The sequence below is a fragment of the uncultured Lactobacillus sp. genome, assembly GCF_944327175.1.
Lineage (GTDB): Bacteria > Bacillota > Bacilli > Lactobacillales > Lactobacillaceae > Lactobacillus.
In genome coordinates this window covers 51100-67306 of sequence record NZ_CALVGT010000058.1, presented here as the reverse complement: position 1 = coordinate 67306, position 16207 = coordinate 51100, and the positions used below count along the sequence as shown (strand labels likewise).

The following is a 16207-nucleotide window of genomic DNA, read 5'->3' as shown; positions in this document are numbered from 1 at the left end:
ACTGCAGGTCCATCACATATACGCCCTGGTATTTCAACTTGGCTTTAAGCCCGGCCTTCTTGGCCGCGTAATAGATGGCCGTCTGCTGGCTGGTCTGCATGTACCATTCCTGCAGCTGCTCATATTGCTCCGTGCTTGAACCCCCGGTTAGCTCATCCATGGTCAGGCGGTCTTCATAAGGCTGAGTAAAGGACCATAAATAGTCGCCTAAAACCGCCCGCCGCTCACTCACGGTCACGAAGTAAAGATTGTTCTTGGCCTTGACCCCGGTCGTCTTTAAATAGTTGCCGACTGGCAGGGCATCCCCGGGCGCCTCAATCACATATTTGGTTGGCATAAGCAGGACCAGGGCCAACAGGATGACTGTAAACAAGCCGACCAGGGCCCGGCGCCACTTTTTGCTTTGTCCGTCTTTCTTAACTTTCACTTTGCAGCTTCTCCTTCAAGGCTCTGGCGGCCTTTTTAGGCAAAAAGCGGTCCAAATCGCCGCCAAACATGGCGATTTCCTTCAGCATGCTCGAGGCCAAAGCGCTATTGGCCGCTTTTGCCATAAATAACACAGTCGGCAGGTCTGGGGCCAGGGCCCGGTTCAGCTGGGCGATCTGCTGCTCATAGAGAAAATCGCTGCTATTGCGGACCCCGCGAACTAAAACCCCGGCCCCTAATTCCTTGGCCAGGTCGACCGTCAGCTGGCCAGGCCGGGCAAAGACCTCAACATTGGCCAGGCCATGTTCTTTTACCGCGTCCTGGAGCAAGTCCACCCGCTCATCCGGGGTGAAAAGTGCCTTTTTCGAGCTGTTGGTCATCACTACAACCAAGAGGCGGTCGAAGACCTTCGCCGCCTGCTCAATCGTATCCATATGTCCATTGGTAATGGGATCAAAACTCCCTGGAAACAGTGCTGTCGTCATCTATTCTGCCCTCTGGTAAATTCTTACGATCGTCTTGCCCATATGGTGGTCTTTCAAAAGGTCAAAGCCGGCAACCGGCGGCAAATCTGTCTGCTCATCAGTTTCCACGACAATTTTTGCCCCCGGATTAAGCAGGTCCAAGGAAGCCAGAGCCGTCATATCCTTGACCATCTGCTGCTTGGCATATGGCGGGTCCAAAAAGACCAGGTCAAACTTTCTTTCCTGGTCAGCGAAGACCTTCAAGGCCACTTTCGCCGGCATGGTGAAGACCTCAAAGCGGTCCGGTTCCTTGGTCAGGTCTACGTTTTTCCTAATGATCTGGCAGGCCGGCCGGCTGACGTCGTTCAGCACTGCATGCTCGCAGCCTCTGGAGACGGCTTCAATGCCCAAGGCCCCGCTGCCCGCGTACAGGTCCAGGACCTCTCCTCCAGCAAAAAACTGGCCCAGGGAGTTAAACAAGGATTCCTTGACCTTGTCACTGGTTGGCCGGGTCTTTTGGCTCTTGAGGGTAAACAAATTCCGCTTGGCGTATTTTCCAGAAATGATTCTCACTTGATCCAGTCCTCTTTATCTGTCTGATTTAACTTCTCTTCGGCCTCCTTGGCCATGTCGTTGATCTGCTGCTCAATCTTCTGGTTGTCCAGGTCCAGGGCGTCATTTTGGGAAAATTCAACCTTCTTGACAAAGTTGAAGGCCCGCAGCTTGTCTGCCGTCTCTTCGGCCTCGTCCTCGTTGACATACAGAATCAAATAGTGCAGCTTTTTGGAAAAATAAACGATGTCCCCGAACCGGCGCAACTTGAACTGGTCGTTGTTGACATTGCGCAGGTAAACGATCAGACTGGTCCGGCTGGGAATCTCCTGCTCTGCTAATTCGTGGTTAATACTCATCCGCTACTCGCGCCTCCTGTCTGATTCTTTCTTCCGCGGTCACATTTAAGACCAGGCCAACGGCTGCCGACAAAACCCAGAGTGATGATCCCCCGTAAGAGATAAAGGGCAAAGTTACCCCAGTGATCGGCATTAGGCCTAATACCGCGCCAACGTTAAATAAAGTCTGGAAAAAGATAATCGCGGTCACCCCGAAGCAGATCAAGGTTGAGTACTGGGACTGGGCTTTAACCCCCCGCTCCATGATCAAAATCATTAGGTAAAAAAGCAGACCCAAAACTACTAAAGCCCCCAAAGAGCCAACTTCTTCGGTGATGATCGACAAAATAAAGTCGGTGTAAGGTTCTGGCAGATAGCCCCGCTTCTGGATGCTGCTGCCCAAGCCTAAGCCAAAAAGGCCGCCATTGTGGATAGCGTAATAGGAATTAACCAACTGGGCCCCTTCATTGGCGGCCGTCTTAAACGGGTGCAGGAAGGCAATAAAACGCTTGTAGACGTAAACATCCTGCAAGAAGCTCGGGTTCCAGGCCACGATCAAGCTGAAGCCCCCAACCACCAGAATGGTGATGCCGATCAAGCTCAAAAGAGCATAGCCGGTCGGAATCCCGGAAACTGAATACATGATCAAGACCAGGCAAAAAAGGATGGCTGTCCCCCCGAAGTCAGGCTCAATCATGACCCAAAACATGGTAAAACCAGCTATAAGAGCTGAAGGCAAGAGCCGCGAAATAATCTTCCCGTGGACCAGATATCCATCAGCTTTGGATAGCATCCGGGCCAGATAAAGAATTAAGACCAGCTTGGCCAGTTCCAAGGGCTGAATATTGACTGGACCTATATCGATCCAGCCTTTGGCCCCATTAACCGCTTGACCAAAAATAATGACATAAATCAGCAATATCCACACGGCTATTACCAGCCACAAGAGCCGCTTGCCCCGCCTTAAGTAATCCAGGTTGATGCTGTAGCAGGCCAGGCAGATTACCACCCCGAAGAAGGCGTAAATGAGCTGCTTTTGCCCGTAAACCGTAGCCTTGAAGCCGTTGATCAGCAGGATTTCTGAACTGGCTGAATAGACAGCGATCACCCCGATCGTCATCAAAAGCAAGTAGACGATGAAGATCCGGTAGTCGAAATATTTGAATGTCTCTTTTATTTTGGCAGCCGCGGCAGCAACTTTATTTTTCTTCACGTTTTTCCCCTTCTAAAAATAATCGTCGCTTTTCATTATAAAACAAAAAAGCCCCTCCTCCTATAAATAGGGGGAGAGACTTTACTAAAAAGCTAACAATTAGTTGGTCTTGGCCTTCTTCTTGTCAAACTTTTGCCGTTCTGAAGTGTTCAAGATCTTCTTCCGCAGGCGCAGGCTTTCTGGAGTTACTTCACAGTATTCGTCATCGTTCAAGAATTCGATTGATTCTTCCAAAGTTAAAGTCTTTGGCGTTCTGATGGCAGCCGCGTGGTCCTTACCAGAAGCACGGGTGTTGGTCAAGTTCTTACCCTTGGTTACGTTAACAGCGATGTCACGGTCACGGGAAGATACACCAACGATCATCCCTTCGTAAACTTGCACGCCGGCACCGATGAAGAGCTGGCCGCGTTGTTCAACTGACTGCAAGGAGTAAGTAGTTGACTGCCCTTGGTTGATGGAAACCAAAGCACCGTTGCGCCGGCCTGGGTTCCAGTTCTTAACGACTGGCTTGTATTCGCTGAAGGTGTGGTTCATGATCCCGTAACCACCAGTTGCAGACATGAATTCGTTGTTGTAGCCGATCAGACCACGGGAAGGAACTGAGAATTCCAAGCGGGTCTGGCCATTGCCCTTGGAAGCCATATTCTGCATTTCACCCTTGCGTTGGGACAAGCCATCGATAACTGAGCCGACGTATTCGTCTGGCACGTCAACTTGGACAGCTTCGTATGGTTCGCACATTTGCCCGTCAACTTCCCGGTAGATAACCTTTGGCCGGGACAATTGCAGTTCGAAGCCTTCCCGGCGCATTTCTTCAACCAGGATGGACAGGTGGAGTTCCCCACGACCTGAAACAGTCCAGGCGTTCAATTGGTCAGTTGGCTCAACCTTCAGGGAAACGTCAGTCCGGGTTTGCCGCAAAAGCCGTTCTTCCAGCTTGGCTGGAGTAACCTGGCTACCTTCCCGGCCGGCAAATGGTGAGTCGTTGGCCACGAAGTCCATTTGCAAAGTCGGCGGATCGATCCGCAGAATTGGCAGGGCTTCTGGGTTTTCCTTGGAAGCGATAGTTTCACCGACGAAGATGTCGTTGATCCCGCTGATGGCGATGATGTCGCCAGCCTTGGCTTCCTTGATTTCATTTCTCTTCAAACCAAAGTAACCAAAGAGCTTGGTCACGCGGAAGTTTTGCTTGGAGCCATCAAGCTTCATGACAGTAACTTCGTCGCCGACCTTGATCTTGCCCCGGTAAACGCGGCCGACACCGATCCGGCCAACATAGTCGTCCCAGTCAAGCATGGTGATTTGGAACTGCAAAGGTTCGTCTTCGTTGTCAAGCGGCGCCGGAATGGCCTTGATGATCGTGTCGAAGACCGGGTCCATGGTTTCTTCCTGGTCGGCCGGGTCGTCTGAGTAGCTGGAAGTACCGTTCAAGGCAGAAGCGTAAACAACTGGGAATTCAAGTTGTTCGTCGTTAGCGCCAAGTTCGATGAAGAGTTCCAGGACTTCATCCAGAACTTCAACTGGACGGGCACCAGGACGGTCGATCTTGTTAACGACAACAACTGGCTTAACGCCAGCTTCCAGGGCCTTTTGCAAAACAAAACGAGTCTGCGGCATTGGGCCTTCGTAAGCGTCGACCAGAAGCAGGGCACCGTCGACCATGTGCATGATCCGTTCAACTTCCCCACCGAAGTCGGCGTGGCCTGGGGTGTCCAGGATGTTGATGGTCGTGCCCTTGTAGCTGACCGCGGTGTTCTTTGACAGAATCGTGATCCCACGTTCACGTTCAATGGCGTTGGAGTCCATTGCCCGGTCTTCCAGGTTCATGTGTTCTGGTAAAGTGTCTGACTGCTTAAGCAGCTGGTTAACCAGGGTAGTCTTACCGTGGTCGACGTGCGCGATGATCGCGATGTTTCTGATGTTTTCTCTTCTCTTTTGATCTGCCAAAAATGTTTCCTCCCCGTTCCTCATAAAAAGAACTGTGACAAAAGCACAGTTCCCTTTAGCCTTAGATAGTAGGCTGGCCGAAGTAATCAGTTTATATTTTTTACAATCATCTATTGTACAACCACTCTTGGGCCTGGTCAACAAATTTCCTTTAGTTTACATAGGCTTTTCAGAGAATGTTTAACCATAGCGGGCGTTTTTGTGGTAAAAATATATTAGCGAATAATTTAAAAGGAGAATCCAAATTGATCTTAATGAAAGATATTGTCCGCGACGGCGATCCCGTTTTGCGGCAAGTTGCGCAAAAATTGACTTTTCCCTTGTCAGACCACTACCGCAAGCTGGCCGATGACATGATGGAATACCTGGTAAACTCACAAGATCCGAAGATTGCCGCCAAGCACCAGCTCCGGGCCGGGGTCGGCCTGGCTGCTCCGCAGGTCGGCGAAGGCGTGTCCATGGCTGCCCTGCTTGTGCCAGACGACAAGGGGGAGATCATTTTTAAGGAAGTTTACGTTAACCCGGAAATCATCTCTGAATCCGTCCGCAAGACCTGCCTGGGCGAAGGCGAAGGCTGCCTAAGCGTTGACAAGGTCATCGACGGCTACGTTCCGCGGCCAAACAAGGTTACAATTCACTACTGGACCGTTGACGGCGAGGAAAAGACCATCCGCCTCAAGGGCTACCCAGCCATCGTCTCTGGCCACGAAATTGACCACTTGAACGGCCACCTCTTCTACGACCGGATCAACAAGGAAAACCCATTTGCCCTGGATGAAGACACCATCGTCATCTACTAGGCCCAAGAGTCCAAGCCAGCCCGCTTCGTCCTGGCTTGGGCTTTTTTTGCCTCCTTTGATTAAGTATGTTTCTATACTTGCTTTTCTAATTATGCTAAACTTTAATTAGCTATTGAGTATTTTTGTCAAAATTTCTCAAACAGAGATCAAATTACAATTAAACAATAAGGAGATTTTTTATGATCTACAAAGTTTTATATCAAAAGGACAAGATCGTTAACCCACGCAGAGAAACAACCCAGACTCTCTACATGGAAGCTGACAACGTTGTCCAAGCCAGAGCCCTCGTTGAACAAAACACCCCCTACAACATCGAGCTCATCCAAGAATTAACCGGCAACTCCTTGAAGTACGAACAAGAACACGCTGACTTCAAGCTGACTGCCTTCGGCCAAACTGACAGTGAAGATTAAGCAAAACGAAGTTGCCGTTTTCGCGATCGGGGGATTACACGAAATCGGCCGTAACATGTACTGCGTCCAATACCAAGACGAAATCGTCATCATGGACTGCGGCATCAAGTTCCCGGAAGATGAGCTGCTGGGGATCAACTATGTCATCTCTGACTACTCCTACCTGGTCAAGAACCGGGAGAAGATCAAGGCCCTGGTTGTCAGCCACGGCCACGAAGACCACATCGGCGGGATTCCCTTCCTGCTGGAAAAGATTCCGGAAATTCCAGTCTACGCCACGCCTTTTGCCTTGGCCCTGATCAAGAGCAAGTGTGAAGAACACGGGATCCTGGACCGGACCGAGCTGCATGAAGAGCACGAAGACACGGTTTTGACTTTTGACAAGCTGAAGGTGACCTTCTTCAGAACCACCCACTCAATCCCCGACACTTTGGGGATTGCCGTTCACACGCCGTTGGGCGCGGTTGTCTTCACCGGTGACTTCAAGTTCGACTTAACCCCAGTCATGAACCAGCCAGCCCCTAACTTCCAGAGAATGGCCCAGCTGGGTGAAGAAGGCGTTTTGGCCCTCTTGAGCGACTCAACCAACGCGGAAGTGCCGCAGTTTACCAAGTCTGAACGCTTTGTTGCCGGCTCTTTGCACAACATCATCACCGGCATTGAGGGCCGGATCATCTTCGCCACTTTCGCTTCCAACCTTTACCGGGTGTCAACCGCTATTCAAGCCGCGATCGACACCGGCCGCAAGGTGGCGATTTTTGGCCGGAGCATGGAGAACGGGATCCAAAACGGGATCGACCTAGGCTACCTGGATGTGCCGGAAGGTTTGATCGTCGATGCTGAAACGATCAACTCCCTGCCACCGGAAAAGGTTATGATCCTCTGTACCGGTTCCCAGGGTGAACCCCTGGCTGCCCTCTCCCGGATTGCCAATGGCACCCACCGGCAGATCAAGCTGAAGCCGCACGACACCGTGATCTTCTCCTCCAACCCGATTCCAGGCAACACCTTGAGTGTCAACCAGCTGATCAATAAGCTGATGGAAGGCGGAGCCAACGTGGTTCACGGCCGGGTCAACAATGTCCACACTTCCGGCCACGGCGGCCAGGAAGAACTGAAACTGATGGTCGAACTGGCCAAGCCGAAGTACATGATCCCGGTGCACGGTGAATACCGGATGCAGGTTGTCCACGCCCACCTGGCCCAGCAAGCAGGCGTGCCGGCAGAAAATACCTTCGTCTTGAAGAACGGTGAAGTGGTCTGCTTCAGCCCTGACGGGGCTAGAATCGCCGGCGACATCCATGTCAAGGACGTCTTTGTCGATACTTCCGGTGCAGCTGACGTCGGCAACATCGTTGTCCGCGACCGGCAGATCCTGTCTGAAGAAGGGCTGGTAGTAGCCGTTGCCACGGTTGACTACAAGCACAAGCGGGTCTTGGCTGGTCCTGACATCCTCAGCCGGGGCTTTGTCTACATGCGTGAATCCCAGGACTTGATCAACGCGGCCCAGAAGCACGTCTACCATGTTTTGAAGACGGAAATGGCCAAGAGCGACAAGCCTAAGGACAGCGAAATCCGCAAGGCGATCGTTGAGAACCTGCAGGATTTCCTTTACTCCCGCACTGAAAGACGGCCGATGATCCTGCCAATGCTGATCGAAAAGAAATAAAGCTTGATAGCAAAAAAGAACTCCTTCCGGAGTTCTTTTTTTACGCCATTTTTACTACTTGAAGAGGTCGTTGAAGGCCTCGCTCATGGTTGGGTGGGTGTAGATCTGGTCGCGCAGGAAGCTGTAAGGCAGCTTGGCCTTCATAGCTAGGGCGATCTGGTTAATCAGTTCATGGGATTCCAGGCCATACAGGCTAGCCCCCAGGATTTGCCCGCTTGCCGGGTCAACCAAGGCCTTGAACAAGCCCCGGCTGTCAGTTTCAACCCCATCTGCCTTCCATTGTCAGTACTTTACTTACAAAAAGTAACTTTCTTAATTTTGGACAAAAAAGAAAGACCGGTCAAGCCAGTCTTTCTGTCAAAAACTTTATTAAGTTAGGCACCTGGCCCCTTGGTCCGAACGATTTCCGCCAGGTTCTTGCATCCCTGAACCAGGTCCTCCATGCCGACCATGGGGGAAATCTCCGCCCGCCTGATCCGGGCCCCGGTCAAGATGTAGTCATCGGCTTTTTCTTCTTTATCAAGCGCATCCTCTGTAGAGTCACTACTCTCTTGCTTACTTTGTTCTTCTGGCTTAAAGCGGTCCTTCAAGAGCCAGACCAGATTGGTCCGCCGCTCATTGCCCTTGACCCGCATGGCCTGGGCAAAAGCCTGCTCTTCTCCGACCATGACCAGTTTCTGGGAAGCCCGGGTGATGGCCGTATACAAAAGATTGCGCTTGAGCATGATATAGTTCTGCATAGTTAAGCAGAGAATGACCAAAGGAAATTCTGACCCCTGGGACTTGTGGATGGTGATGGCATAGGCCCGGGTCAGGTTATTCAAGTCCGCCTGCGTGTAAGCCACTTCCTTGCCGTCAAAATTGACCAAAAGCTTGACTTCGTCATCCTCGTCTTCCAGCATTTCCGGGTCAACGGCCACGACCTTGCCAATCTCGCCGTTGTAGATCCCCCGCTCCGGGTCATTTTGCAGCTGCAGGACCCGGTCATGCAGGCGGAAGTTCTCACCATGGGCCGCAACTGCTTTATCATTGCCCTTTTCCGGGTTGATCACTAACTGGAGAGTGTCGTTCAGACTGTTGATCCCCCCGTCGCCCCGGTACATGGCCCCCAGAACCTGGATGTCGTCAGCCGCAAAGCCGCTCTTTAAGGCTGCCTGGGTGATCTGCTCGACGGCACTAGGCACGGCATGGGGTCGGCAAGGAATAAAGGAGTAGCTGGCCGTCTTTTGCAAGAGAATAGCCGGGTTGGCTCCTTCGTTGACCGCGTGGGCCAGGGGAATGATCGTTGAATCGTCCTTTTGCCGATGGACCACCTGCAACTGGCAGGTCGGAATGAAGTCCGCCTCGATCAAGTCAGCGAAAACCTTCCCCGCCCCGACGGATGGCAATTGGTCCTTGTCACCGACAAAGACCAGGTGGTGAACATTGCTGATGGCGCTGAGCAGCTTTTCAAAGAGGTAGATGTCGACCATGGACATTTCGTCAACGATCAAGATCTCCCCTTCCAAGTCATTCAGTTCCATTTCCTCGCTGTTGTCAATCCCCAGGCCCAAGAGGCGGTGGATAGTCTTGGCCGGATAGCCGGTGACTTCCCCCATCCGCTTGGCTGCCCGTCCGGTTGGCGCGGCCAGGAGAATCGCTTCTTCAGCTTCTTCTTCGTCCATGTCGGCCAGGTCCTTTAAGACCAGCAAGATCCCGTCAATGATGGTCGTCTTCCCGCTCCCGGGTCCCCCAGTCAGGATGGAGACCGGACTGGTTACCGCGTTTTTGATGGCCTGCTTTTGCTCAGGGTCATAGCTGATCCCCAGCTTCCTTTCGGCCCGCTTGATGGCCTGGTCCAAGTCCTTTTCCCGGTAGTCCGCTTCCTTGCCCTTGGCTAAAAGGTCTTCCAGGTCGGTCACGATCTCGCTTTCCACTTGAAATGGGGCCAGCAGGCTGGCCCGGCCTTCTTCCACGACGACCTTCTTCTTGTCCTGCAGGTCGTTAACTGCTTCTGCCAGGCGGTCAAAATTTATATTTGTCAGTTCCTTGGCGGCTGGCAAAAGTTCTTCCAGTTCCAGGTAGGTTTCCCCCTCCATGGTCAAGGCCTGGAGCAAAACCGCCAGGATACTGCCATCAGCCCGCTCCAGACTGTCAAGGACAATTCCAAAGCCGATTCCCAAGTGGTCGGCCTGCTTGAAGGAATAGCCGGTCACTTCGCCTAAAGGCAGGTAGGGATCGGCCTGTAGCTTTTTCAAGGTCTGGTCATGGTACTTCTGGTAGAGGCGGCCGGCCACCTTGCGAGGAATCCCGTAACTGGCCAAAGTCATAGCCAGGTCGTCAAAGGAATCCATCTGGGCCAGGCCGGACAAGAGGCTGTCTTTTTGCTTTTGGGAAAGATCCAGCTTGGCGATCAAGGCTGGATCAGCCTGCAAGCTCTTTAAGCCCCCGCTGCCCAGCTGGTCAACGATTTTTTCCGCCGTCTTGGGCCCGATGCCAGGAAACTTGTCAGAAGACAGGTACTTGACCACCCCGCCAGTCTCTTTCGGCAGGGCCGGCTGGCAGCCAGTCGCTTGAAACTGCAGGCCGTACTTGGGGTGGGTGACCAGTTCACCGGTAAAGCTGTATTCCTGGCCAAGCTCCAGGTCCCCGAAGGTCCCCGTCACCTTGATTTCATCATCGTCGTAGCCGGCCAGAGGCTGACTTACGGCGACCAGCAAGATCTTGTACATATTTTGCGCATTCTCATAAATTACGCTCTTTACTTCACCGCTAAACTCGGTCATTTCCCGCTCCTTATTCTTCTTTACCTGCCCCTGCCTTTCCTTGGCTTAGCAGCTTCAGCAGGGATTCATACTGGTCTTTGGCTTTTTGGTAATATTTGGGATCCTGCTCTTTGGATTTGGCCAAAAATTCTTCCGCCTTGTCCCGGTCCTGGCTAAAATAAGTGAGACCCAGCAAAAAGTTCAGCTTGCTTGTTCTCTGCCCTGCAGCAATTTCCAGGTAGCTGACCCGGGCTGCCGCCAAATCTCCTAAAGCCAGCCAGATGTCACCGATGAGTTCTTTTACCCGGTCGTCGCTTTCTTTGATCGACAGGGCATAAGCCAGGGCCTTCTGGCTCTGGCCCAGCTTGAGGTAGACCAGGGCCTTTTGGTACATGGTCATGTCATCATCCGGAATCTGGGCCAGGCGGGCCAGGGCCTGGTCAAAGTCGCCCAGGGCGTAGTCGCAAACCGCTAGGTCATAGGTCAAGGCCTGGGGGTCTTCCGCGATCCCCCGGGCCTTGGTCAAGAGCTCTCTGGCTTGCTCAGCGCTGCCCTGGTCCAGGAGGTAAGTGGCTAGCTGCAGGTAATTGTCAGTTTTCCGGGGATTATGGTCGATTTTTTCAATCAAGGCATGAATTGCCTGGTCGACTTTTCCTTCTTCATAAAGCTGATTGATCTTCTGATCCATTACAAACCATCCGTTTCTGACATTTTATGCTCCAATGGAGTAACGTCTGACCACTTGACCAGCTTGAAGGCTGGGCCCTTTTCCTGGCTTGCCAAGACTGAAACGCTGGTATTGTAGATAACCCCGTTTTGTCTGAGATTGGCTAGGTCATAGCCTAAAAGCGCCCCCATGATTGCTGACAAAACTGCCCCGTGGCTGACCACCAAGACCTTGTCGCCGGCTTTCGGGTATTTCTCGGCCATTTCCCGGCCGAAGTCCAGGCCCCTGGCCATGGCATGCTCATAGCTTTCACCCTCTACGACCTTGCTGTCGTATTTGTCCGGGTGGTTCCAAAAATTGTCGATTTCCTGGGGGTAGAGCTTCTCAGCCTCAGCATACTTCATCCCTTCCAGCTTGCCCAGGTTCATCTCCCTCAAGCGTTCATCGATATGCAGGGGCAGGCGGATCCCGGCCGCGTCCATCAGCCCTTGGGCCGTCATTCTTGCCCGGTCCAGGGGACTGGCGTAAACCGCCTTAAAATGCTTCCCTTGTAAATAACGTCCCAGCTTCTCAATGTCGGCCAAACTTTCCGGCAATAATTTTGAATCGCCTTGTCCACCCTGAAAGCGCTGCTCCAGGTTCCACTGAGTCTTGCCATGTCTTACAAAATATATTTCCATGATTTTTATCGCCTCTCGTAACTATCGCTATTTATTATAGCAAAAGACGGCCTCCCCGAAACACGAACAAGGCCAAGTCCACTGGGACTTGGCCTTGCCATTAAACTAATTGCAGCTTTTTGTCATCCTTGTAGGCAGCGTCAATGTTTCCGCCGCCCAGGCATTCCTCGCCATTGTATAAAACCAAAGCCTGGCCCGGAGTAACTGCCCGGGCTGGCTCGTCAAAGTAGACGTCAGCCGTCTTGCTGGCCGCGTGGTACTTGACCGTAACGCCAACATCGCACTGCCGGTAGCGGAACTTGGCAGTTGCCTTAAATTCCGTGTCCTGGTCAGGATTGCCGGTAAAGAAAGTCATGCCGGAAGCCTGCAGGCGGTCAGCGTAAAGGCGTGGGCTGTCATAGCCCTGCTCAACGATCAGCTGGTTCTTTTCCAGGTCCTTGCCGACAACAAACCATGGAGCAGTAGATTCCTTGGTTGAACCCAGGCCCAGGCCCTGCCGCTGGCCGATCGTGTAGTACATGAGGCCGGCATGCTGGCCGACAACCTGCCCGTCCGGGGTCACCATGTCCCCGCCTTGGGCTGGCAGGAATTCGCTGAGGAAGTGCTTGAAATTTCTTTCCCCAATGAAGCAGATCCCAGTTGAGTCCTTCTTCTTGGCGTTGACCAGGCCGGCTTCTTCAGCAATCCGCCGCACTTCCGGCTTAGTCAAATCTTGCAGGGGGAACATGACCCGCTTGATCTGTTCTTGGGTCAATTGACTCAGGAAGTAAGTCTGGTCCTTGTTGCCATCCTTTGGCCGCATCATGTGGGTTACCCCGTTTTCATCGACCATGGTCTTGGCATAGTGGCCCATGGCCAGGTAGTCCGCGTCCAGGTCCAGGGCATATTCCAGGAAGGACTTGAACTTGATTTCGGTGTTGCACATGATGTCGGGGTTAGGCGTGCGCCCAGCCTTGTATTCCTTCAAAAAGTATTGGAAGACCCGCTCCCAGTATTCTTTTTCGAAGTTGATCGAATAGTAAGGGATGCCGATCTTGTCGGCCACCTTTTTGACGTCTTCGTAGTCTTCAGTTGCCGTGCAGACACCATCATCATTGGTGTCATCCCAGTTCTTCATAAAAACGCCGACGACGTCGTAGCCCTGCTGCTTAAGCAAGAGGGCCGACACAGAGGAGTCGACCCCGCCGCTCATGCCGACAACGACTCTGATCTTGCTATTGTCAACCATTAAATCAATCCTTCACTTCGCTTAAAATCTTCCGCTCCTCCAGGTCCTTCAAGATATAGTCCAAAAGTTCAACCGTCGGAGCCAGCTGCTTGTTTTTGAAAATGTTTACCTTCTTCAGGCCGCTTGGATCCGTAACAACCATAGTCAAGCCGGACAAGTCGCTCTTGATCGTCATCTTCAGCTTAGTTGTCGCGTTGTAAGGCGATTCGTTGTAAAGTGGGTGCTCGTAGACAAAGTTGCCCCGGGGGGTCTTCTGGAAGCCGGCGTCAATCAACGCATACAGCTTCACGTCTGGGTTAAGCATAAACTTCCGCTTGTCGCCATTGATTATCACAGTATTAGCCATAAAGTAAAACCTCGCTTATTAATTGTAAGTACATTCCGTAAAAAAAGCAACTATTTAGTCTTCCCGCTTCCGGTCCTGCAGCTTGCGGGCCACCTTCACCAGGGCATCCGCGAAAGCTTCCACTTCTTCAGCCGTGTTGTAGCGGCCAAAGGAGATCCGGATCGATTCGCTGACCTTTGGTGAATCCTGGCCAAACATGGCCGTCAAAACGTGGGACGGGGTCAGGCTGCCGGCCGTGCAAGCCGACCCGCCTGAAACAGCAAAGCCAGCCAGGTCCAGGTTGGCCAAAAGGACATAAGTGGACAAACCGTTTAAACGGAGATTCAAGACATGGTGGGAAACCAGGCCGGTCAAGGGGCTGTTAACCTCATAAGCCACCCCGCTCTCATCCAGCCGGCTGAGGATGATCTTCTGGAAATCAGTGTACTTGGCCTGCAGGTCAGCCTTGCTTTCTGCCTGAACTTCCGCTACGGCCTGGCCAAAGCCGGCAATACCCGGCACGTTTTCCGTACCGGCCCGCCGCTTCAGTTCCTGGTCGCCGCCGTAAATCCGGTTTGGCAGACGGATCCCGTCTCTTTCATACAGGAAGCCCAGGAATTTCGGCCCGTTGATCTTGTGGGCTGAAGTCGACATAAAGTCGATTCCCATTTCTTCTACGTCCAGGTCGATGTTGCCCAGGCCCTGGACAGCGTCAACATGGAAGAAGGCCTGGCTGTCCTTGACGATTTGGCCAATTTCCTTGAGGGGGTTGATACTGCCGACTTCGTTGTTGACAGCCATGACTGAGACCAGAATCGTGTCTGGTCTGATGGCCTCGCGGAGCTGGTCAAGGGAAATGTGACCGTCTCTGTCCACGTCCAGGTAGGTCACCTCGTAACCCATCTCTTCCAGGTGCTGCATGGACTTTAAGACTGATTCATGTTCGATCTTGGTCGTAATCAAGTGCCGGCCAATTGTTTTTTGCATTTCTGCCACGCCAAAAATTACCGTGTTGTTGCTTTCAGAACCGCCGGAGGTAAAAATAATCTCCTGGTCCTTGGCATTGATCGCCTGGGCGATGGTGTGCCGGGCCTTTTCCACGCTGTTGCGGGCCTTCCGGCCCAGGGTGTGGGTGCTGGAGGCATTGCCGAAGTCATTGGCCATTTCATCAGCAATCACGTCAATGACGGTCGGTGACATCGGCGTGGTTGCCGCGTTGTCAAGATATACCTGCTTCATTAAAAATCATTCTCCCTCAAATATTCCACGATCAGTTCTGCCGCCTGGGCACCAACCTTTCTGACAAAGGCCTCAAAGTCGTTGTCGGCATCTTCATCCCCATTATCAGAGATAGCCCGCAAGGCGATCAAAGGAACGTTAAAGTGGTAGGCCACTTGGGCAAAGGCTGCCCCTTCCATTTCCACGCACAGGGCAGTTGGAAAATTACCCAGAATTTCATCTTTTTGCGTCTGGGAGGAAATAAAGGAGTCCCCGGTCACGGCCAGGCCTTCCTTGTAGGCCATGCCCTTTTTGGCCAAAAATTCCTTGAACTTGTCTCTTTCATTGGAGGCCAGCTTGAAGCGGGCCGGTTCCTGCGGGATCTGCCCTTCAACATAGTTGCCCGCTGAAGTATTGTGGGCATCGTGGTAGGCAAATTCGCTTGGCAAAACCAGGTCCATCCGCTGAACTTCTTTTTGCAAAGAGCCGGCTGACCCGGTCATGATGACCAAGTCAATCTTTTCCTTGGCCAGGAGGCTGGTCAGGTTCATGGCCGCCTGGACCTTGCCGATCCCGGTCAAGCCCAGGTAAAGATCGTTGCCGGCAACGGAAAAATGCTCGAATTCAGTTGAACCGAACATTTCTTTTTTACCTGAGGAAAAGTATTGATGATAAAATTCAGCTTCTTCAGCCATTGGCACAACGATTGCAATTTTCATCGGTAATCCTCAATTCAGTTTAAAATTTCAATAAAATCACCCAAACCAGGATGATCAAGAGACACACGACCAGGATAGCAAAATTTAGCCTTTTTTTCAGCCTTTCTGCCTTCAGGTTCTTTTGGTCCCGGTCTTGCTTAAAAGCAGGAAAAGCAGCTGAATCAGCTGCTTCCTGTCTATTTGCTTTTTCTGCTTGCTCTGCCTGGCGGCGGCGGTAATCGGAACGTTTCTCTGTCATAGTCTAACCTTCTGAACCGGTCAGCAGCATGTTTTCCCATATGGAAATAGCATAAATGGTCTTTGCATCGACAATTTTGCCCTCTGTCAACAGGTTCTTTAACTCTTCAAGACTGTACCATTCTGCTGTCAAAAACTCGTCCTCGTCCAGATCCAGTTTGTTTGTCACTGGGCTGAGCGTGTCACAGTAGAAGAGGTACAGCTTTTCATTGCAAAATCCTGGTGAAGTGTAGAATTCGGCAACCTTTTCCCAGTATTCGGCTTTCAGGCCGCCTTCTTCATTTAACTCCCGCTTCATTGCATCCAAGGGACTTACGTCGCTAGCATCAATCATTCCGGCTGGAATTTCGAGAGTCAGCTGCTTGATTGCTTCCCGCCATTGCGTAACCAGAAGCATCTTCTTTTCGTCGTTGATGCAGATGGCCGCGGCGGCAGGCCGGTGGTCTACCAGCTCTCTAGAGGCGGTTTTCCCATTTGGCAGCATCACGTTTTCAACACGCAGGTTGATGAAGCTACCGTGGAAAGCCTCCTTCGTTGAAATTTCAGTTTCCTTTAAATCCATATGTC

General features: G+C 52.1%; 17 protein-coding genes and 2 pseudogenes. 3 read left to right on the top strand and 16 right to left on the bottom strand.

Going from position 1 to position 16207, the window contains the following annotated elements:
• The 6 genes and pseudogenes from Q0J41_RS08025 to typA all read right to left on the bottom strand — a co-directional run.
• Positions 1–427, bottom strand: a pseudogene (locus tag Q0J41_RS08025) (PDZ domain-containing protein); the annotation flags it as partial.
• Complete coding sequence (coaD, locus tag Q0J41_RS08020; protein ID WP_296228233.1) at positions 417–911, bottom strand: pantetheine-phosphate adenylyltransferase; 495 nt, start codon at positions 909–911, stop codon at positions 417–419. The pseudogene Q0J41_RS08025 and the gene coaD, both read right to left, overlap by 11 nt.
• Positions 912–1463, bottom strand: a complete 552-nt coding sequence (rsmD, locus tag Q0J41_RS08015) for a 16S rRNA (guanine(966)-N(2))-methyltransferase RsmD (RefSeq protein ID WP_296228231.1) — start codon at positions 1461–1463, stop codon at positions 912–914.
• Positions 1460–1801, bottom strand: coding sequence for a YlbG family protein (locus tag Q0J41_RS08010; protein ID WP_296228229.1), 342 nt, complete (start codon positions 1799–1801; stop codon positions 1460–1462). The genes rsmD and Q0J41_RS08010 overlap by 4 nt, the downstream gene beginning before the upstream one ends.
• Entirely contained in the window at positions 1791–2993 is a 1203-nt protein-coding gene (locus Q0J41_RS08005) for an FtsW/RodA/SpoVE family cell cycle protein (RefSeq protein ID WP_296228227.1), read from the bottom strand. The genes Q0J41_RS08010 and Q0J41_RS08005 overlap by 11 nt, the downstream gene beginning before the upstream one ends.
• A gap of 99 nt (positions 2994–3092) precedes the next feature.
• Positions 3093–4964 (bottom strand): translational GTPase TypA, encoded by a 1872-nt coding sequence (typA, locus tag Q0J41_RS08000; protein WP_296228225.1) that lies wholly within the window; start codon positions 4962–4964, stop codon positions 3093–3095.
• Positions 4965–5185: 221 nt separating this feature from the next.
• Between typA and def the strand changes: the two genes are divergently transcribed.
• The 3 genes from def (at position 5186) to Q0J41_RS07985 (ending at position 7822) form a co-directional block, all read left to right on the top strand.
• On the top strand, positions 5186–5740 hold the full coding sequence (gene def, locus Q0J41_RS07995; RefSeq protein WP_296228223.1) for a peptide deformylase: 555 nt from the start codon (positions 5186–5188) through the stop codon (positions 5738–5740).
• Positions 5741–5919: 179 nt separating this feature from the next.
• Positions 5920–6153 (top strand): DNA-dependent RNA polymerase subunit epsilon, encoded by a 234-nt coding sequence (locus Q0J41_RS07990; RefSeq protein ID WP_270448174.1) that lies wholly within the window; start codon positions 5920–5922, stop codon positions 6151–6153.
• Positions 6143–7822: a ribonuclease J gene (locus Q0J41_RS07985; protein WP_296228218.1), complete on the top strand. Its 1680-nt coding sequence runs from the start codon at positions 6143–6145 to the stop codon at positions 7820–7822. Before Q0J41_RS07990 ends, Q0J41_RS07985 begins: the two co-directional genes overlap by 11 nt.
• 54 nt (positions 7823–7876) lie before the next feature.
• Here Q0J41_RS07985 and Q0J41_RS07980 read toward each other — a convergent pair.
• The 10 genes and pseudogenes from Q0J41_RS07980 to Q0J41_RS07935 form a co-directional block, all read right to left on the bottom strand.
• Positions 7877–8077: pseudogene (locus tag Q0J41_RS07980) on the bottom strand (pyridine nucleotide-disulfide oxidoreductase); the annotation flags it as partial.
• 119 nt (positions 8078–8196) lie between these two features.
• Positions 8197–10587 carry an ATP-dependent RecD-like DNA helicase gene (locus Q0J41_RS07975; RefSeq protein ID WP_296228216.1) on the bottom strand — a complete coding sequence of 797 codons (2391 nt, stop codon included), beginning with the start codon at positions 10585–10587 and terminating at the stop codon, positions 8197–8199.
• A gap of 10 nt (positions 10588–10597) precedes the next feature.
• Entirely contained in the window at positions 10598–11254 is a 657-nt protein-coding gene (locus tag Q0J41_RS07970) for a tetratricopeptide repeat protein (protein WP_296228214.1), read from the bottom strand.
• Positions 11254–11913: a histidine phosphatase family protein gene (locus tag Q0J41_RS07965; RefSeq protein ID WP_296228211.1), complete on the bottom strand. Its 660-nt coding sequence runs from the start codon at positions 11911–11913 to the stop codon at positions 11254–11256. The genes Q0J41_RS07970 and Q0J41_RS07965 overlap by 1 nt, the downstream gene beginning before the upstream one ends.
• Before the next feature lie 100 nt (positions 11914–12013).
• Entirely contained in the window at positions 12014–13141 is a 1128-nt protein-coding gene (mnmA, locus tag Q0J41_RS07960) for a tRNA 2-thiouridine(34) synthase MnmA (protein WP_296228209.1), read from the bottom strand.
• Positions 13142–13145: 4 nt separating this feature from the next.
• On the bottom strand, positions 13146–13487 hold the full coding sequence (locus tag Q0J41_RS07955) for a DUF1831 domain-containing protein (protein WP_296228207.1): 342 nt from the start codon (positions 13485–13487) through the stop codon (positions 13146–13148).
• A gap of 54 nt (positions 13488–13541) precedes the next feature.
• Entirely contained in the window at positions 13542–14705 is a 1164-nt protein-coding gene (locus tag Q0J41_RS07950; RefSeq protein WP_296228205.1) for a cysteine desulfurase family protein, read from the bottom strand.
• Positions 14705–15403, bottom strand: a complete 699-nt coding sequence (locus tag Q0J41_RS07945; RefSeq protein ID WP_296228203.1) for a 5'-methylthioadenosine/adenosylhomocysteine nucleosidase — start codon at positions 15401–15403, stop codon at positions 14705–14707. The genes Q0J41_RS07950 and Q0J41_RS07945 overlap by 1 nt, the downstream gene beginning before the upstream one ends.
• A gap of 19 nt (positions 15404–15422) precedes the next feature.
• Positions 15423–15641: a hypothetical protein gene (locus Q0J41_RS07940; RefSeq protein ID WP_296228201.1), complete on the bottom strand. Its 219-nt coding sequence runs from the start codon at positions 15639–15641 to the stop codon at positions 15423–15425.
• Between the two features lie 3 nt (positions 15642–15644).
• A complete protein-coding gene (locus Q0J41_RS07935) occupies positions 15645–16202 on the bottom strand; it encodes an NUDIX hydrolase (RefSeq protein WP_296228199.1) in 558 nt (185 codons plus the stop codon).
• Positions 16203–16207: the final 5 nt, after the last annotated feature.